This is a genomic window from Mesorhizobium sp. WSM4841 (assembly GCF_055811515.1).
Window position 1 is genome coordinate 44,117 of record NZ_JBVVQC010000016.1, and the last position, 18,746, is coordinate 62,862.

17 protein-coding genes are annotated in these 18,746 nt (G+C 62.0%); 8 read left to right on the forward strand and 9 right to left on the reverse strand.

Translation table 11 applies throughout. The features are described from left to right. Positions 1-428: 428 nt before the first annotated feature. Both AC0L14_RS19550 and AC0L14_RS19555 read left to right on the forward strand, forming a co-directional pair. Positions 429-1,439: an Lnb N-terminal periplasmic domain-containing protein gene (locus AC0L14_RS19550; protein ID WP_473750438.1), complete on the forward strand. Its 1,011-nt coding sequence runs from the start codon at positions 429-431 to the stop codon at positions 1,437-1,439. 152 nt (positions 1,440-1,591) lie between these two features. Then, a complete protein-coding gene (locus AC0L14_RS19555; protein WP_473487544.1) occupies positions 1,592-2,446 on the forward strand; it encodes an aldo/keto reductase in 855 nt (284 codons plus the stop codon). Between the two features lie 109 nt (positions 2,447-2,555). On the opposite strand, the gene AC0L14_RS19560 is transcribed toward AC0L14_RS19555, so the two are convergent. The 4 genes from AC0L14_RS19560 to AC0L14_RS19575 all read right to left on the reverse strand — a co-directional run bounded on the left by AC0L14_RS19560 (position 2,556) and on the right by AC0L14_RS19575 (position 6,532). Beyond that, positions 2,556-4,703, reverse strand: a complete 2,148-nt coding sequence (locus tag AC0L14_RS19560) for an alpha/beta fold hydrolase (protein WP_473487543.1) — start codon at positions 4,701-4,703, stop codon at positions 2,556-2,558. A gap of 310 nt (positions 4,704-5,013) precedes the next feature. After that, positions 5,014-5,301, reverse strand: coding sequence for a hypothetical protein (locus AC0L14_RS19565; RefSeq protein WP_473487542.1), 288 nt, complete (start codon positions 5,299-5,301; stop codon positions 5,014-5,016). Beyond that, a complete protein-coding gene (locus AC0L14_RS19570; protein WP_095496525.1) occupies positions 5,285-5,590 on the reverse strand; it encodes a hypothetical protein in 306 nt (101 codons plus the stop codon). Before AC0L14_RS19570 ends, AC0L14_RS19565 begins: the two co-directional genes overlap by 17 nt. Before the next feature lie 138 nt (positions 5,591-5,728). Further along, positions 5,729-6,532: a class I SAM-dependent methyltransferase gene (locus tag AC0L14_RS19575; RefSeq protein WP_473750439.1), complete on the reverse strand. Its 804-nt coding sequence runs from the start codon at positions 6,530-6,532 to the stop codon at positions 5,729-5,731. A 222-nt stretch (positions 6,533-6,754) separates the two neighbouring features. On the opposite strand from AC0L14_RS19575, the gene AC0L14_RS19580 reads away from it, so the two are divergent. Further along, positions 6,755-7,675 carry a VOC family protein gene (locus tag AC0L14_RS19580; protein WP_473487540.1) on the forward strand — a complete coding sequence of 307 codons (921 nt, stop codon included), beginning with the start codon at positions 6,755-6,757 and terminating at the stop codon, positions 7,673-7,675. Between the two features lie 92 nt (positions 7,676-7,767). Here AC0L14_RS19580 and AC0L14_RS19585 read toward each other — a convergent pair whose 3' ends face one another. Beyond that, positions 7,768-8,820 carry an acyltransferase family protein gene (locus AC0L14_RS19585; RefSeq protein WP_473750440.1) on the reverse strand — a complete coding sequence of 351 codons (1,053 nt, stop codon included), beginning with the start codon at positions 8,818-8,820 and terminating at the stop codon, positions 7,768-7,770. A 359-nt stretch (positions 8,821-9,179) separates the two neighbouring features. Here AC0L14_RS19585 and AC0L14_RS19590 point away from each other — a divergent pair, with 359 nt between their 5' ends. Further along, complete coding sequence (locus tag AC0L14_RS19590; RefSeq protein ID WP_095496522.1) at positions 9,180-9,359, forward strand: hypothetical protein; 180 nt, start codon at positions 9,180-9,182, stop codon at positions 9,357-9,359. Beyond that, a complete protein-coding gene (locus AC0L14_RS19595; RefSeq protein ID WP_473487538.1) occupies positions 9,356-9,757 on the forward strand; it encodes a DCC1-like thiol-disulfide oxidoreductase family protein in 402 nt (133 codons plus the stop codon). The genes AC0L14_RS19590 and AC0L14_RS19595 overlap by 4 nt, the downstream gene beginning before the upstream one ends. Before the next feature lie 190 nt (positions 9,758-9,947). On the opposite strand, the gene AC0L14_RS19600 is transcribed toward AC0L14_RS19595, so the two are convergent. The 4 genes from AC0L14_RS19600 to AC0L14_RS19615 all read right to left on the reverse strand — a co-directional run bounded on the left by AC0L14_RS19600 (position 9,948) and on the right by AC0L14_RS19615 (position 14,929). Beyond that, positions 9,948-11,447 carry a thiol-disulfide oxidoreductase gene (locus AC0L14_RS19600; protein WP_473750441.1) on the reverse strand — a complete coding sequence of 500 codons (1,500 nt, stop codon included), beginning with the start codon at positions 11,445-11,447 and terminating at the stop codon, positions 9,948-9,950. A 322-nt stretch (positions 11,448-11,769) separates the two neighbouring features. Next, complete coding sequence (locus AC0L14_RS19605; RefSeq protein ID WP_473487536.1) at positions 11,770-12,012, reverse strand: hypothetical protein; 243 nt, start codon at positions 12,010-12,012, stop codon at positions 11,770-11,772. A gap of 276 nt (positions 12,013-12,288) precedes the next feature. Continuing rightward, positions 12,289-13,539 (reverse strand): NAD(P)/FAD-dependent oxidoreductase, encoded by a 1,251-nt coding sequence (locus tag AC0L14_RS19610; RefSeq protein WP_473750443.1) that lies wholly within the window; start codon positions 13,537-13,539, stop codon positions 12,289-12,291. Position 13,540: 1 nt separating this feature from the next. Next, complete coding sequence (locus tag AC0L14_RS19615; RefSeq protein ID WP_473487534.1) at positions 13,541-14,929, reverse strand: aminotransferase-like domain-containing protein; 1,389 nt, start codon at positions 14,927-14,929, stop codon at positions 13,541-13,543. 311 nt (positions 14,930-15,240) lie between these two features. On the opposite strand from AC0L14_RS19615, the gene AC0L14_RS19620 reads away from it, so the two are divergent. From AC0L14_RS19620 to AC0L14_RS19630, 3 genes are read left to right on the forward strand one after another with little or no spacing between them, the layout of a single operon-like run. After that, on the forward strand, positions 15,241-16,404 hold the full coding sequence (locus tag AC0L14_RS19620; protein WP_473487533.1) for an ABC transporter ATP-binding protein: 1,164 nt from the start codon (positions 15,241-15,243) through the stop codon (positions 16,402-16,404). A gap of 5 nt (positions 16,405-16,409) precedes the next feature. Continuing rightward, positions 16,410-17,459: an ABC transporter substrate-binding protein gene (locus tag AC0L14_RS19625; protein ID WP_473547848.1), complete on the forward strand. Its 1,050-nt coding sequence runs from the start codon at positions 16,410-16,412 to the stop codon at positions 17,457-17,459. Between the two features lie 6 nt (positions 17,460-17,465). Next, positions 17,466-18,746 (forward strand): ABC transporter permease, encoded by a 1,281-nt coding sequence (locus AC0L14_RS19630; protein WP_473487531.1) that lies wholly within the window; start codon positions 17,466-17,468, stop codon positions 18,744-18,746.

Consider the following 18,746-nt stretch of genomic DNA (forward strand, 5'->3'; position numbering starts at 1 on the left):
CGCTGCACTGGCCAAGCCTACTCTCATGACCTGCGTCGGCGTCACCGCGCTCGGCAGCGACGCTCGGCAAGGCGGAAAGATCATGACGGAGTCGCGTTGGATATTCCAGCGAGGCGAGTATCGGTTTTGTTGGACTGGAACAGAGAGAACCTGTTCCGGGTAGATGGACGGGTGTTTCAGGTACGGATGGATGGATGAAGGAACTTGTTAGGGCCCGTGAGCTCGCGCGGTCACTTCATCGAACGGCCGATGCCGAGCGCGTCCGTTTCGCGTGGGCACCTTCTCGCTCGCTCCACGCCTGCGAAATCCGCAGCGAAAATGGTATCGGACCGATTGGTGCTCCAATATGGACATGTAGAGTTGTTGTCTTCGAGCGTTCCGTGAGAAATGGCATCCAGGCAATGACAGACCGCCAGAGGGGGGAATAAATGCGTCGCATCGCTCGGATCTCGCTTGCCATCATCCTTTCGCTAGCCGTCGCAATCCTGACTGCCTGGGCCGGGCTTGCCATGTGGTATCGCCTGCCTGTGGCTGAGCTTGGACGGGCTGTGGCCGGCGTCCTTTTCATCTTGTTCGGCCTCGCCACCGTCATCGCGCTGTTCAGCCGGTTTCGCATCAGGGCGTTCGTCCTGTTTGCAGCGGCGTTTGCTGTGGTTCTGGTTTGGTGGAGCACCATCAGGCCTTTCGATCACGCGGACTGGGCGCCCGACGTCGCCCGTCAGGTGACCGGCACCCGCGACGGGAACCTGTTGACGCTGACTGATGTGCGCGACTTCGAATGGCGTAGCGCTACTGATTTCACCGAACGCTGGACAACGCGGACCTACGACCTCTCCAACCTTCAGACGGTCGACCTCTTCATGTCTTATTGGTCCGGGACCAAAATCGCCCATGTCATCATAAGCTTCGGCTTTGCAGGAGGTGACTATCTTGCCTGGTCGATTGAGGTGCGACGCCAGGGAGGCGGCAAGTTTTCTCCCATGGCAGACCTGTTCAAGAGCAATCCGCTGGTCATTATTGCGGCCGACGAGCGCGACGTGGTCGGCGTCAGGTCGAATGTTCGGGGAGAGGACGTCCAAATCTACCGCCTAAAAGCATCACCGGATGCGGTCCGGGCGCTCCTGCTGGAATACGTGTTGGACGCGAATGCACTTTCCACGACTCCGGAGTTCTACAATTCCATCACGACAAACTGCACGACCACCATCGTCAAGATGATGCGAGCCGTCGGTGATGTGGTTCCCCTCGACTGGCGCCTCATCGTTAACGGCTACCTTCCCGAATATGCGTATGCACAGGGTGCGCTCGATGTCAGCTTGCCGATGTCGGTTTTGAGGGAGGCAGCCCACATTGACGGTCGTGCGCGGGAGTCAGGCCTTTCGCCAGACTTTTCGAGATCGATCCGGATTGGCGTACCATCTCCCGGTCCAATTTATTGATCTCTGGAAACTATTTGCTGGTCGGTGCGAATCGGATCTCATCCCGGCTTCACGGCGCACTTCTACTTTCTCCACCTGTCGACTCGCCTTGGCGGACGTCGTGCCTAGATAAGCACACTGCGCTGGGCGAAACGATGAAGAAGGACCTGAGCATGCCTCAACAAATTACCCTGAATAAGCCTGAACAGATCACATTGAACGACGGCTCAGCCATTCCCCAGATCGGCCTTGGCGTGTGGCAGGTCGATCCAGCCATCACGGCCCAGGTTGTGAGTTGGGGGATCCAGACCGGCTACAGGTTGATCGACACCGCCGAAGGCTACCAGAACGAGGAAGGCGTCGGGCGAGCGATCCGCACGGCTGGCGTGCCGAGAAGCGAGTTGTTCATCACCTCGAAGCTGCGCAACGGCGCGCATCAGCGTGACGCCGCCCTGCGGGCCTTCGACGAGACGATGAACAAGCTCGGCATCGATCAGATCGACCTGTTCCTGATCCACTGGCCAGTGCCCGGCCAGGACAAATATGTCGAGGCGTGGAAGACGCTGATCGAAGTCAGGAATGGCGGCCGGATCAGGTCGATCGGCGTTTCGAATTTCAACCAGGACCATCTGGAGCGGATCATCGGCGAGACCGGAGTCACACCCTCGGTCAACCAGATCGAACTCCATCCCCGGTTTCAACAGCGCCATACCAGAGAATTTCACAGCACGCACAACATCCGCATCGAAAGCTGGAGCCCGCTGGGCAGCGGCCGGCTGTTGAGCGACCCGACCCTTGAAAAGATCGCGGGAAAACACCGCAAATCCGTGGCGCAGGTGATCATCAGATGGCACCTCCAGGAAGGGCTGATCGTCATTCCAAAGTCGATCCACCAGGACCGCATCGCCGCAAATTTCGATGTCTTCGATTTCGAGTTGGACGCGGCAGACCTCAAGACTGTCCGAGGCATGGATTCATCAGACGGTCGCACCGGGCCGAACCCAACCAGGGCTGCGTTCCTGTTCTGACGAGCGACGGCCAGATCAGCGAAGGCGGATGGCGCAAGGGTAGCCAGCCTCGCAACGGCCGGCTGCCCGACTGCCGAAACCTGCACGCCGCGATTTTTGTCGACCAACATCAGACACCGGGTTTGCTAACGGAAAAAAGCTGCAGGCTGCCGGGCAGCCCGCTCGCTTCCAGCTCGCCATGCTCTTCGAATTCCAGGCCGGAGCCGACTACGAGATCGCGCACCGTCCGCGACGCGATGATCTCGCCCGGCCGCGCATGATCGAGCAGCCGCGATGACAGCTCGATCGCGATGCCTGTGAAGTCATCGCCGCGCTCCTGGCATTCGCCGGTATGGACTGCCGAGCGGACATAGAGACCGGAATGCCTCAGGCGATGACGGATCGCGATCGCGCACTGGATCGACCGCGTCGGCCGTTGGAACACGGCGAAAAATCCGCCTGCGGAGCGCCTGATCAGTCTGCCTTCGGCAGCGAGCAGTTCACCGCGGATCTCTTCGGCGTATCGCTCGATCAGATCTGCGCCGACACCAGAAGGCGGGCCGGCTATCTCCAGGGACAGCACCGACACCAGAATCCCTTCGCCCGGCGCTGCCGGCAAGGCGCCGGTGACGAAGGTCTGGATTTCGTCGACGAGGCGATCGGAATTCTCGCCCCAGATTACGTGATCACGGCCGGCAAGCTCGATGTATTTGGCGCCTTCGATATGCGTTGCCAGATAGCGCCCCTCTTCCGGTTTTACCCAGCGGTCGCCCGCCGTCTGCACGATCAGTGTCGGGACGTGAATGGCTGGGAGAAGGGCGCGAACATCGATTTCGGTGCCCCAGCGCCAGAGCGCGATCGCGTCGGCAGGCGAAGCCGAATTCCTGAGATACGCGGCGAACCATTCTCTCTCGAAACTGTCATTCATCAGGCTGGGCGCGGCGTTGCTCATATCCGCCGGCTCCCCCCACTGTCTCTCGACGGCGGCCAGATCGTCTTCCACCTGCTCGCTTGTCCTTGCCCACGGGTAATCCTTCGACCATCGGCCGCTGGCATAGGTCCCGTTGAGGACGAGAGCCGCTGTCCGCGCGGGATAGATCGCCGCGAACAGCATGCACATGGGGCCGCCTTCGGAGCTGCCGAACAGAACCGTGTACTTCGAGCCGACCGCATCCAGCACCGCCCGCATGTCTTCCATTCGCTCTTCCAGCGTCGGCAAACCGACATTGCGATCGGACAGCCCCGTGCCGCGCTTGTCCATGCGGATCAGGCGCGAGAAGCCGCCGAGGCGCTGGAGCACATGCGAAAACCGCGGCGACGACCAGGCAAGGTCAAGGTTTGACACCCATCCAGGCACATAGATCAGGTCGACCGGGCCGTCGCCGGTCACCTGATAGGCGATGTTGATCCCGGCCGATTTGACATAGTGGGTCGCGGGGCGCATCGGCTCGGCCCGGAACGCCGGCCGCTCGCCGGTTCGGGCTGGCGACGGTGGCGGTGTCTGGGAAGGCGACGCCGAGGCGGCTATCCGGGAGGCGGCTTGCGGCGTCATGCGGCGCGTCCGGAGGTCTTCATAGAGATGTCGGGTTTCCGGCTCGGGCTGCAGGTTGAGTTCCCGCTGCAGCGCACCGCGGCAATTTTCATATTGCCTCAGCGCGAGATTGAGCCGGCCCTGGACCGCATAGGCTCGCATCAGCGCACGGTGGATATCCTCCCTCAGCGGCTCCATGGCGAGCAGGCGGGTTGCCGAGCGCACGCATGAGACAGGATCGTTCGTAGTGCAGTAATGCGCGACGAGCTTGTCCAGTGCCGCGACGGCCATCGCCCTCAGGCGCTCGCGCTCGACCCGCAGCCAATCCTCGAACGGCTCCTCCTTCAGGCCGAAGCCGTCGAGCAGGTCGCCGCGATAGACGACAAGCGCCTGTTCGAGTTGCTCCGGTTCTGAGCCGGCGGCCAGCGCCTCGAACCGCGCGACATCGAAATCAAGATCGTCGAGATTGAGGGTAATGCTTTCGCCGTCGGTCAGGAACGTTCGGCCACCGGATGCTTCCGTCCCCTTCCTGATGGCCGATAGGGCCTGTCGAAGGTTCATCCGGGCCTGCGCCTCACCGTTGCCGCCCCACAAAAGCGCGGCGAGCTTCTCGCGCGACTGGCAGTGTCCGGATTGCAAGGCGAGATAAGCCAACATGGCGCGCGCCTTGCGGCTGAAAACCGGGGCCGCCGCTGCGCCTCCGGCGAAGTCGAAACCGCCTAGCAGACAGAGATGAGGGTGCGCCATCGGATCCGCCACAGTCACAACTTTGTTTGCGATTCTTTCCTGTAGTTGCCCCTAATTCAACTGTCATTTTCACCGGCCTGGCGTTTTCACGAATCCTTCACGCTGGCTGCAACGCGCCTCTCACGGCCGCGGTGGAGATTGTCCAGACGAGCAGCCCTTATTTCAGGAGGACACTATGCTATGCCCGAGTTCGGCCGAATGGCCCATCTGGCATGATGATCCCGGTCAAAATGAGCAGCCGCGCGGCGGCCCGTTACGCCACGATATTGCGCTTACGCATTATCTCGAGAAGCAGCGGGCCTGCCGGGTATCAACGGTCCGCTCGTTCGATTTCCGGACCACCGCGATCCGCGCATTCGCGCTGATCGCGCGTCTTGGGCGTGATTTTTTCCGGCGACTGCGTCCATTCAAACGGCGCATCGAAAAATGCAACTAAGTTGACCGACGATATTGGCTTGAGGCTGGCGCAGATCGAAGCAGAGATAAGCAACTCGTTCTGGCGTCGGTGAGCACGACAGCGGGTTTCGGCTCGATCCCAATGCCTTTTTTTTACGGTGAAAAGCTCCCCTTCCCGCTCAGCCTCATATTCCCGAGCCATCCAGCAGCGGGACATCTTCTTCGTCCCAGGGGCTCGGCATTGAGCCCTTGCTCAGATTGGCGGTTGGCAGCGGCATCCAGCATTTCAGCTCGGGTTCGGCGTATTCAACCACGCGCCCTGGAGATGAGTCGGAAGCGCGCCAGCCCTCGCTGCCGAACTGGTCGGCTCGAGACCAGTAAGCAAGGTCGACTTCGGCCGGCCCCTGTTCGGAGGGCCGAACCGTGACAAGGATTCGACTGCCATCCCTTGGCGCGCTCGACATGTGACGCCACCGATCGGGCTCGTCCATCGTATCTCCTCCTGACGCCGGCATGACGACCTCGGCTGGACGAATAGTCGCTTCGTGTACAAGGCCGGTCAACCCGAACTTTACGCAGGACAGTCTATAATTGGCGACCTGTCCGTCTGGCGCGACGTGGGCTCGCGGTCAAACCTTGGCCTTGACTGCCCAGGCTCTCGTTTTCAGGGGAATGGACCCGTCCTCGCCGCGCGGCAGACTCTCGCGGAGCCTCTCCATCAATCTCTGGCGAGCTTCGGGTTCGAGACTCATGCAATAGCCGGGCGCCGGCCCCGCCCCCAGGGTGAAGGGGTGCCAGTAGTCTTCGAAGTCCTTGAACACAGCGGGCATCTCAATCCTGGTGGACTCGATGGAAACGAGGCCGGCCTTCTCCGCGAGATCGGTCAGTCCATCTCGTGTGCAAAATGGAAAACGCCTGTCTTCGGTGAGGTCGATGGCACCGGGGTCAAGCGCCGTCGCAGCGGTCCAGAAGGCCCGCATGAATTCCACTCCGCCGCCAGGATAATCCCACACATAGAATCCAATCGTCGCTCCAGGGCGGGCCACTCGCCGCATCTCGGCGAGCGCCTTTTGCTTGTCGGGGACGAAGTTGAGAACAAGCGCCGACACGACCATGTCCTTGCTGCCCGATTCGACAGCCAAGGCCTGCGCATCGCCTGCGAGAAACTCGACACGCTTGTCCGGCACGTTTGCCCGCGCCTTGGCGAGAAAACCCTCCGACGGGTCTATGGACACCAGGCTCCTGGGATTGCAACGGGCCAGGATGGCTGCCGACAGCGCCCCGGTTCCGCAACCCACCTCCAGCCAGTCCAGACCCTCCGCCGGATCGAGCCAAGCCAGGAACGGTGGAGCGATCTGACGGCTCCATCGCCCCATATAGAGGTCGTAGCTATCCCCGGCCTGCCAGGCGTCGTGACGCGTTGCCTCAGCCATCGCAATCTCCTCCCGAGATAAATTCAGATCATTGGGTCGCCGCAAGAATACGCTCGCCTCTCGCGCAGGAACAGGGGCCTAGGAACGTGTAACCCGGGTCGTACGCACTCGGATGCCTCGACCAGTTCTCCGCCCACCAGAAGCGGATCAACCCGAACTTTGCGCAAGACAGCTTTATCGTTCGCGGTTAATCTTCTCAGGCTGCAATCCGGACGGTGTTCGATGAAAAGCGAAGATTTGCTCGCCAACGCCACCCGTCTCGGCCCGGTTCATCTGCGCGTCATCGATATTCCAGCTGCCTTGCCGCTCTGGCGTGACGTGGTCGGTCTCGCTGTCCTCGCCAATGATGGCGGGACGGCCGATCTCGGCGTCGACGGCAAATCTCTGATTGTGCTGCACACCGGAGCGACGACCGCCCTGCCGCCAAAGTCGCGCGGTCTTTTTCATGTTGCGGTACACGTGACGACGCGCAAGGAATTGGCCCGCGTCGCCGTCCGGCTTCGGGCGTCTGGCGTCAGGCACGGCGCCCAAGATCACCTGGTATCAGAATCCCTGTACGTCTCCGATCTTTCCGGCAACGGCATCGAGGTCTGTTTCGATACGCCCGACCGCTTCGCATCCAGCGCGGTGACGGCGGACGGCAGCGTCGCGCTTGTTGCCAGGGACGGCACCACGCATTCCGGCCTCGAGCCGCTGGACCTCGACCGGTTGCTGCTCGAGCTCGACAGTGCGGATGGTGTCGAAGCCCCGCTGGCGGCGGATGCCTTCATCGGCCACATCCATATGCGCGCACGCTCGCCCGAAACGCTGATGGCGTTCTATCTGGGCGTGCTTGGCTTCAAGCCGCACATCCAGTCCAGATCGTTCGGATTGTTTGACTGCGGGACCGACGAGCGCCGACACATGGTCGCATTCAACATCTGGGCCGGCACCGAACTGAAGGAACCTCCGCCCGGCTCGGCGGGCCTCGGGCATTTCACAGTCATACTTTCTTCCCAGCAGGATATGGCAGCGGTCGCGCAGCGGCTACGCCATGCCAACATCCCCGCTAGGCAGGCGGAGCGGGCGCTGGACGTCTTCGATCCGGAAGGAAATCGCCTGCGAATGGTGGCCGCAGGGACTGATTGGTCATCGGTCCGCTAAGCGGCTTCCAGCAACCCGAGCTTGCCGTCCGACAAGGATCTCCAATCCAGAAGGAAATCGCCTGCTGCTGACGTCACCGGACGTGTTCGTGCTCAGCCTGCCCGGAACGCGAGGCTCCGCCTCATCAGTTGGATGCTGAGCGACAGGTCTCCGCTTCCGATGAACCAGGGAGATAGTATCCGGGACGATCTCAGTCCGCGATAGAGCAGATAGGGAAATCCGAGCGACAGGGCGATCAGCGCCAACTCGGAAGACATTCCGAAGTCACGCAGCGTGAAATGAACGAACTGATGGACGAACATGATCACCAGCGAGGCCGCCCCGATTTCCGCCAACGGAGCGATGCGCAAGCTCGGCATCGCCATGAAGCGGATGAGGGCGAGGACAAAGGTCGAGATCGCCAGTGCAACGAGCAGGCCGAGAAGTGGCGGGCCGAAGATGGCGTTCTTCATGCTGAAGGTAAAGTCGGAACCCATCCGCGCCGCCGCGAGCGCGGCCCCGGCAACCGCCACCACAAACACCGCCGACCACAGCGCGCTCATGCCGCGTTCGCGCAGGAAATGTCCGAACCAGAATGCGCCGATGGCGAGCGGCACGTTCGTCAGAGCCAGCGGCGCGCGCACCTCCTGCCAATAGGCCTGGATTGAATAGGCGAGGCCGACGGATGCGCCGACGAAGATCAGCATGCCGGGATCGGTCGGTCCGCTAGTCCTGATCGCGACCTCGTTGTAGACAAGTTGCGTGGCGACGAGGCAGGTGACGAACCAGAACACGCCGAGTTCGCGCGTGAGGTGCCGTCCGCCCAGCAGTGCGTCGGTGATGAGTTCCCTGATCTGCCAGGGCGCCGGGGTGTCGCCGCGCAACAGGTCCACAACGAGCACGCTCGCCATGATCGCGCCGAGAAACGTCACATAGGGGATGAGCAGGCCCTGGGCGCGCTTCCGGAAAAGCGCCTTCCTGTCCGTGACGGCAAAAAGGTAGCCGGATATGATGAAGAAGAACGGCATGAAGAAGAGCGATGCCGCAAAGTAAACCGGGTGCGCCCATCGCCAGGTGCTGTGGTCGAGGACGTGGGCCATGACGACGAGGGTGATTCCCAAGCCCTTGGCGGTGTCCAGCCAGGTCTCGCGTATGGGCAGGTTCAACTTCAGCGTTTCCTGGATTCGGCCTACCGGCCGGCTCGGTCCTTCGGTTTCGATGGCGATTGTGCGTCGCATCATACCTTGTGGCAAGTGCGAATTGGCTCGGATGCTCCGGATTGCCGATAGTCCCATTCGGTCGGCGAGATTCAGCATTCCGCTTGATTTTCCGCCGATCCTCACGCATTGTTGCGCTGCACAATATCGGGGTAGTTCCGATGTGTCAGTTCAAGGCCTTTCGATAGGAAACGTTGACCGGCACCAGTTACCGTTTTTGCGAAAGGCAGCGGGCTGCTGAAATCGATCGCGCTTTGACGTCGGATCGGCCAGGTCCGATTTGAGGCAGCAAGGGATCACATACCAAGATGCTTCGCGACTTGTCCGCCTACAAGAAAATGATGATGCTCGGCATTATCGGGCTGCTGTTCGTCGCTGTCCTCGATGCCTTCAGCAACCTGCCGGTCGTTTCCGGCTGTGCGTTCTACGGCAATTGCGCGATCGCCGAAGCACCGATCGAGCTCAGTCTGGACCCGACAGAGCAATGAAGCCACCTGAGAAGACCGCGCTTATCGTCTATGACGGCGACTGCATCTTCTGCCAGAGCTATGTCCGCTTTGCCCGGCTGCGCGACGCGGTCGGTCCTGTCGAGTTGCTCGACGCGCGCTCCGGCGACCCGCGTGTTGTCGGGTTTCAGCGCCAGGGCTTCGACCTGAACGAGGGCATGCTCTTCGTTTTCGAGGACCGCGTCTATCACGGCGAGGAAGCCATCAATCTCCTGGCGATCCTCAGTTCCTCTTCTACGCTTTTCGGCTGGCTCAACCGCAGGATTCTCTCAAACAGGACGGCCGCGCGGCTGATCTATCCGGCGCTCAAGCTCGGACGACGGGCCACCCTGAGGCTTCGTGGCCGCTCGCTCATCCCTGCCGATCTTGACCGGCGCTAATTCATGTCGCGCAAAAGTGCGCAGCGGTTTTGCGATAACGACATGAACTTAAAGCGCGACGCGTGAGTCCTTACAAACGCGATGCGCTTTAGACATTTCCCGGCGAAATGGATGGCTGAAGCCGACTGCCCGGCGACATCTACCAGTTTCGTTCGTGAACATTCGAACAGCTCTCCTCCCAGCGCGGCGCTCAGTGGGTGCAGACCTTCGGCCGCGAGAAATCCACCAACTTGAAAGTAAGGAACTTTCGTTCGAGGAGATTGGGCATTTCGGCCGCGAAAGTCGACGCGTTGGCGCGCGCAATCGTCTCGTCATCCTTCACGTAAGTCACCCAAGCCTCGGGCTTCCGGCGCAGTTGTTTCTTCAGATCGAGGAGGACGTGGTAATTGCCTGCCCGCGACTGCCGGACGAGATGAGGCTCCGAGGAATCAATGATCTTCACCACCTCGTTCTGATAGTCGAACAGGTATGGTGGTTTGGGAAAGAGCAGATGGTTGGTCTGGCCGGCTTCCGTGTGCAGATTGCTGAACATGTTGATAGAACTCTCCGTCTTGAGCCCGACATAGGGTGACAGGCAGGAGAGGAAGAACAAGCCCGGCACCAAATAGATCCAGAGCGGCTGGCGTGGCGAGGAAACGATCCGGCAAGGCAGGTTCTGCAGAGCCACATAGGCTAGCACGACCATCGCCACGCCGCCCACTACCGCCCAAATGAGGATCCAGACAGAGTGTACCATCATGTCGAAGGACCGCCCGGGGAAAGTATAGGTGAGCAGAATGACGAGAGTGACCGCGAACAGCATCACGGCCGCGCCCGGCAGCAAGATGCCGATCCGGCCGAACGTTTCGCGCAGCGGATTGGTAAACTCCAGCGAGGTGCGATAGAGCGCCTCGCTAGCGGGCGTGGGGATGCTCAGCACATACAGCGCGAACACCAGGCTGGAAAAGTCCATGTACCAGGAATAAGCCGAGATCGGGATCACGTAATGGAAGACGAGTGCGAGGATGAACCCCACGGCGAAATAGCGCTTCCAGTAGAGAGACACGATCGCGATCGCCTCAATGACGAAGGTGGCGAAGATCGCAAGATACCGGCCAAAGAGATTGTCCTCGAGGCCGAACGGACGAGCCAGCGGAGCGTATAAGCCCACCGCGCAACTCACGGAAGGATCGAGGAAGTCGGTGTTGATCTTGTGGAAGATGCCGTAGAAATACATGATGGCGAGCAGCGACCGGGCGACGATCCGGATCTGTTGATAAAGGTCCATCCGGGCCAGGGCGGCGCCACGGCCGGCGGCCCGCAGATAGAGCACCGCTGCGCTGAGCAGGATAGCCCCGTTCATCACCGCCGTGATCGTCTTGTTATTCGAAGCGACCGGCATGCGCAGCGCGTATAGCACAAGCGATACCATCACGAGCCCGATCAAAAATTCGGTCCGCCGTGGGTACAGCAGGAGTAGCAAGCTGAACAGGACGACCGACCAGCTCAGAGCGGCAAAAAGCGGCCCCTTGTAGCCAAGCATCGAGTAGATATCACCGGCGATACTGAAGATCGCCGCCATTGCCCAGAAAGGGGTAAATGCGGTCAACCCGTCAAATGTGTCGTCCCGACCGCTGACGTTCGCGATTTTGCCGCGACCAATGTTCCATAACGGTATGGCGCCTGAGAACTGCTGCTGCCCTATAGACACTAGTTAGACCCCCTCAAAGATCCTTTTGGCGGTTCTTTCGACGTCCAACTGGGGACGGCTTGCCGCCTTCGGAACCGTTGCTCTATGTTGCACTGCAACATCAGCACGGGTTTAGATAAGAGTCAATTCGGTGTCGTCGGTAGCTCCTCCTACTGGGCATCAGCCATTGAGAAACTGCTAGCAGGCACGGTGTAGAGCGGGATGCGTTCAAATTGAACTGGCCATCCCGCTCTATCTATTGTTTAGCTGTATTTCTGCGACGCCAAAACTTAAAGCCACGCACGGAGCCCTTCGGATGCGACGCGCTTTAAGAGTTCGCCGACTATCGCTGTCTTGCCGTTTTGGGAAATTCCACTACGTCCGCCGGCGGGCGCTTGTACTGGGCTGCGGCAATTGCATCGATCAGAATATCCAGAGCCGCGCGAGCAGCACTGCTCGTCTCGTCATCGCCGCGCAAATAGTGGCAGGCTCGTTCAAGATGGAGGTGGGCGGCGGCAAAGTCGCTAGTCATGGATTCTCCTTTTGCCCGCCGTCCGACAAGGATGACCCATTTCGATTTACCCAAAGGCGAATATCCACAGCTGGATTTGAATCAACTTTGGCCGGTTAACCAGATCTTCAGCATCGCGAGGCGACCTTGCTGCTGCGGACATGTGTTGAGTTCCGCCTCAGGCAACAGACCCGCTCCGGAGACCGGGGCGGGTTTTTGCTTGAATGGTGCTTCGGGTCGAAGCCGGCATCCGCAATTTGGCGCAGGCAGGCGTCGGTTGGGGAACAGAAGAGGATGCCGAACGCCTATCCAATGCTTACGCTGCGCTGCTGCGGCCGAGCCGACGTACCTTCATGCACCGAAGCGGTCCACTGCAAAGGGTGCGAGGCGGTCAGGATCGCCGCGTCCGGCAATCAGGTCGGCAACCAAGCGGGCCGTGATCGGCGCCAGCGTGAGGCCGAGATGACCGTGACCGAAGGCATGGATCACCCTGGGGCTGCCACGCGACAGACCGATGACCGGCCGGGAATCGGGCAGCGACGGCCGGAACCCGAGCCATTCGGATGAATGCCGGCCGAGTTGGGGAAAGAACTGCCTGACGCCGCGATCGAGCAAAGCCAGCCGGCGCGGATTTGCCGGTGATGCAAGCCCGCCGAGCTCGACGGTTCCGGCGACACGCAGCCGGCCGGTCATCGGCGTCATGTAAAAGCCGAGATCGACAGGACAGACCGGACGACTGAGCAGAGGCGCTTCGGTCGGGAATTCGAGATGATAGCCGCGTTCGGTCTCGAGCGGGACGCTGTCGCCGGCCTGCATCGCCAACGCCCGCGATTGCGCGCCCGCGGCGATCACCACCGTGTTCGCCTTGATGCAAAGGCCGGAACCGCCGAGCCTGACACCGTCCGCCTCGACCCGCAGCCCGGTTATTGCAGCCTGCGCCACCGACACGCCGCGGGCGGTCGCTGCATCGAGCACCCGCCGCATCAGCGTCTTCGGATCGGTGACGTTCATCGAGTCCGGGAAGTACAGGCCGCAGGCCCCGGTCGGGGGCAGGCCGGGCTCCAGCGCGGCCACCTCTCCCGGCGTCAGAACCTCCTGATGCACACCAAACCCGGCGCGCAGCGCCCTGCCCCCAGCGGCCTTGGCGAAATCGCTCTTGCGGCGATACAGGTAGAGACAGCCGTTGCGGCGCATCAGGTCGGCCATATCGGCCTCTTTCACCATCTCCTCCCAGGCCGGCAGGGCCCCAGTCAGAAGCCCGGCGAGCGCCATCGCGTTGGCGCGGGTGGCCGCCGGAAGCGACTGCCGCACGAAGCGGACCAGCCAGGGCGCCAGCTGGAAAAACGCTGTCCAGCGCAATGCAAAAGGGCTGTCCGGATCGAGGAGCAGTTTTGGCAATTGGCGCAGCACGGCCGGGTTGCCGACCGGCATGCAGGCATATTCGGCGAGCGTTCCGGCGTTGCCGAACGAGGCGCCGGAGCCAGGCTCGTTGGGGTCGATGAGCAGCACCTCGCGCCCCTCGGCCGCGAGCCGGCGTGCCGTTGCCAAACCGACAATGCCGGCGCCGACTATGGCGACTTCCACGGTTTCCGGTGCAGCCATCCTAGACGAAGCCAGGCAGTTGCAGATGCCCGGCCGCGAGCAGTTCGGCCATGGTGTTCAGGGCCGTGCGCAGGTCGTCGAGCGAGCGCGCGGCGCCGACATTGATGCGCACCCCGTGCTGCACCGGCTCGCGCCCAACCGCGAAGGCGTCGCCGGGAAGAACGGCAACGCCACGTTCCAGGCAGGTGCGAGCGAAACCCGCGCCCCGCCACGGCTCCGGGAGGCGCAGCCAGGCATGGGTCGAGGTGGCGTGGCTCTGGACATCGTAGCGGCCGAGGATTTCGATGAGGATGGCCTGGCGCTGACGAAGCTCCTGCTTCTGGGCTTCGATGATGCGCGCCGCCGAGCCCTCTTCTATCAGCCGCGCGCCGATCAGCGCCGTCAGAGGGCTGATGCTCCAGCAGTTGATGCGTAAAGCCGCGGCGACCTGGCCGGCTATGGCGCGTGGCGCGATCACAAAACCGAGGCGCAGCCCTGGGGCAAGACATTTCGACAAGGCGCCGATGTGAACCGTCAATTCGGGCTCGAGGCTGGCAAGCGACGGCGGCGGATTGTCTGCCAACGGCCGGTAGACGTCATCCTCGATGATGAGCACATTATGGCGACGGGCCACAGCCACCAGTTCGTGCCGGCGTTCCTCGCCCAATGTGATGGTGGTCGGGTTGTGCAGGGTCGGCACCAGGAAAACCGCGCGCGGGCGCAGCTGCGCGCAGGCCGACTCGAACGCGTCGGCCCGCATGCCGCCACGGTCCATGGCGACGCCTCTGAGATCGAGCCCATGCACCCGGCACAGTGCATTGATGCCCTGATAAGTCACTTCGTCGGCGAGCACGACCTCGCCCTGCCTGGTCACCGCGCCAAGCACGCAATCCAGCCCATGCTGGGCGCCCGCCGCCAGCACCACCCGGCCGGGATCGCCGTCGCCCGCCGCCGGCCGCATCCACTCGGCGATTGCCTCCCTCGCCCACAGCGGCCCCTCGGGCGGATGATAGTCCTGAAGCGTGACGTAGTGCCGGTCCTTGGACAGGCGCGGCAGCAGCAGCGCCAGCGCGTCGAGATAGGCCGAGGTCGCAGGTCTGTTCACGGAAAGATCAATGACGCCGGTGTCTTCGCTCGGCGCCGACACGAAACCTGGTCCTTCGCCGCCGTTGCGGGCGGCGACCGTGGTGCCGCGTCCGGGCCGCGCTTCGAGCAGGCCGCGCTGCTGCAGTGTCGACAGCGCGCGCGTCACCGTGGTGACGTTGATGCCCAGTGCGCGGGCAATCTCGCGCTGCGGCGGCAACCGGTCTCCAACGGCAAGCGTGCCGGCTGTAATCCGTTCGGCAATAGCGTCAGCAAGGCGCCGGTAGACCGGGCCTTCATCCGAGGCGAGTTGCAGGTCCTGAAGCATGCGGGTTGGCGGTTTCGGTGTGTTGACACTCTGGCTACCGGCGCATCTAGCATAAGACAATGCTCCGGACAATAGCACTTGTCCGGTACATGTTTTCAAAATCCGGCTGAAAAAACTCACACAATTCCGAAGAAAGCCGCTTGACGGGCAAACTTGTCTGCACCTATGCTGCTTTAGCGATTGATTGTGTGAGCATACAAGTTTGGTTGCCGCCCTTGCGCGGCCAGCGTCATGCGAGACCGACACATGCACGGCAACTACCACCTCGTTTCGACAAGCGGCCATTGCCGCCGCTCAACGGATTTCCGTTCGTGATCGCCGAAGCGACAGTCTTGCCAGCCGACAGCGCCGCCGCGGCACCGGACGCCCGCCGGCAGGGATTTGTCGAATTCGTCGATGTCGAAAAATCCTATGACGGCCGGACTTTCGCGGTGACACGGCTAAACCTCAGTGTGGCGCGCGGCGAGTTCCTCACCCTTCTCGGCCCCTCCGGTTCGGGCAAAACGACGACGCTCAACATGCTTGCAGGTTTCGAACGGCCGACCAGCGGCGTCATTACGCTTGAAGGCCAGTCGGTCGACAGGCTGCCGCCCTACGAACGCAACATCGGCATGGTGTTCCAGAACTACGCGCTGTTTCCGCACATGAGCGTTGAGGAGAACGTCGCCTTCCCACTCTCGGTCCGCAAGATCACCAAGGCGGACGTTGCATCCCGCGTCGGCCGCGCACTCGACATGGTGCGGCTGCGGCAGTTCGGCGACCGGCGGCCGGCACAGCTTTCCGGCGGCCAGCAGCAGCGTGTCGCGCTTGCCCGCGCGCTGGTGTTCGAGCCGAGCCTAGTGCTGATGGACGAGCCGCTCGGCGCGCTCGACAAGAAGCTGCGCGAGCATATGCAGCTCGAGATCAAGCAACTGCACACCATGCTCGGCGTCACCATCGTCTACGTGACGCACGACCAGAGCGAGGCGCTGACCATGTCGGACCGCGTTGCCGTGTTCAACAATGGCGGGATTGCCCAGCTCGGTTCGCCTGATGATCTCTACAACACGCCGGAGAGCTCGTTCGTCGCGAGCTTCATCGGCGAGAACAACACGCTGGAAGGCAAGGTCGAGCGCATCTCCGGCAAGGAGTGCCGCGTCGCGCTGGACGGTGGCGGTTCGGTAACCGCGCTGGCCATCGGCGTTGCGGAGGGTGCGGCCTGCCATGTCGCCATCCGCCCGGAGCGGCTGAAGCTTGCGCCCGCTTCGAACGGAGCAAATGCGCTAGCCGCCACGGTCGATGGCCGCATCTATCTCGGCGACCACCAGCGTCTTCTGGCCAGGCTTGAAAACGGACAGGTGCTGACCGTCAAGGTCGGCCCCGAAGCGACCATGGGTAGCGGGGAACCGGTCACGGTTTCCTGCACGCCCAACGACTGCCGTGCCTTTCCGGCCGATGCCGGAACGGGCGGTTCCATCTCGAAAACAGGGGAATAAGAACAATGAAAATCACAAAAACCCGGCTGTTCGCCTTCGCGGCAGCCACAGCATTCATCATGTCAGGACACGCTGCCTTCGCCGAAGAGCTTTCGATCATGGCCAGCGGCGGCGCCTGGCAGGATGCCCAGCGCAAGGCGTGGTTCGAGCCGTTCAGCAAGGAGACCGGGATCAAGATCGTCGAGCAGGAATATCTTGGCGATCTCGGCAAGGTAAAAGCGATGGTCGACACCGGTAACGTGCCGATCGATCTGGTGACGGTCGAGACCGCGACCGTGCTGCAGGGTTGCGACGCCGGCATTCTCGAGCGGCTCGACTATTCCAAGATCGCCCCCCGCGAAAAGTTCATCGAAGGTTCGGCACTCGACTGCGGCGTCGGCCTTGATGCCTATGGCGACGTGCTTGCCTATGATCCCAACGTGCTGAAGGAGGCGCCGACTTCGGTCCTCGACATCTTCGACACGACCAAGTTTCCGGGCAAGCGCGCGATGCGCAAGTTTCCGGCGCAGAACCTCGAATGGGCGCTGATGGCCGATGGTGTCGCGCCGGCCGATGTCTACGAGGTGCTGGCAACCCCCGAAGGTGTCGATCGTGCTTTCAAGAAGCTCGACACCATCAAGAAGGACATCGTCTGGTGGGATGCCGGCGCACAGCCGCCGCAGCTCCTCGCATCCAAGGAAGTGGTGATGACCACCGCCTGGAACGGCCGTATCCAGAACGCCATCGACAAGGACGGGGCGCCGTTCAAGATCGTCTGGAACAACCAGATCCTCGAATATGACATGATTGCCATTCCGAAGGGCGCCAAGAGCCCGGACCTGGCCTACAAGTATCTTGCCTATATCAGCCAGCCGGAAATCAACGCCAAGCTCGCCAGCTACATCACCTACGGCCCGGTGCGCATCGATGCGGCTTCCTTCGTCGCGCCGGACGCCCTGCCGAAATTGCCGAACGCACCTGACCACATGACCGCTTACCTGGTCGCCGATACCGAATTCTGGGGCGACTATGGCGAGGATCTGGTCAAGCGCTTCAACGCCTGGCTCGCGCAGTAGGGGAAAATGTCGGCGCTTGAGCCCACGAAACTGGACCGGCCGCGGGCAAGCCGCGACTGGTCGGCCGCCGATTCCAGCACAGCAAGGTCGGTCGCGGTGGCGCTTCGCCGCGCCGATCTCGGCGACCGTCTGCGGTCGCTGGCGCTGGCGGCACCTTTGCTTGTGCTGCTGGCGCTGAGCTTCGGCATCCCGATCGTCCTGCTTCTGTCGCGCGCTGTTTATGATCCGACGATTGCCGACGCTTTGCCGCAGACCAGCCAGGCATTGGCCCGCTGGAACGGCACGGGACTGCCCGACGACGCTGCGTTCCTGGCCCTTGCCGCCGATCTCCGGAGCAATCAGGCCAAGGGCACCGCCTACGAACTCGCCAAGAGCCTGAACGCCCGTCTACCAGGTGCACGCAGCCAGGTGCTCAAGACGGTGCGTCAACTCGAGGCCGCCGACAGGCCGCCGCTCGAGGTGATGAAAGCGGTGCCGTTCTGGTCGGCCCCGGGCACATGGCCGGTCATCGAGAGCGGCACCCATAGCGTGACGTCGTTCTACCTGCTGAGCGCGCTTGATCTGCGCTGGAATGCCGATGGCGGCATCGAAAGGGTGCCGCCCGAACAGGCCATCTTCCTGCAGGTGTTCATGCGCACATTCTTCGTCGCCGCAGCGGTGACGCTGGCAACGCTGATACTGGGCTTCCCCCTCGCCTATCTCATCGCCTCCGTGCCCAAGGGCCTCGCCGCCATTCTCATCGTTGCGGTGCTGCTGCCGTTCTGGACGTCGATCCTGGTGCGAACCGCGGCCTGGACAGTGCTCCTGCAGAAATTCGGCCTGGTCAACGATCTGCTGCTGTGGCTCGGGGTCGCCGACGACCGGCTCGACCTGATGTACAGCCGCATCGGACTGATCATCGCCATGACCCACATCCAGCTGCCGTTCACGCTGCTGCCGATCTACAGCGTCATGCGCACCATCCAGCCTTCGCAGATGAAGGCTGCCTATTCGCTCGGCGCAAAACCTTTTACCGCGTTTCGCCGCGTCTACCTTCCACAGGTCTTTCCGGGCGTGATGGCTGGCTGCCTGCTCACCTTCATCCTCTGCCTTGGCTATTACATCACGCCGGCACTGATCGGCGGCGCCAGCGACCAGCTGATCAGCAATTTTATCGCCAACTACGTCAATGTCGAACTGAACTGGGAGATGGCGGCGGCGCTCAGCTTCATCCTGCTCGTCTTCACCCTGGCGCTGTTCGGCATCTTCGCCCGCATCCTCGGCCTCGACCGTCTCAAGCTGGTGTAG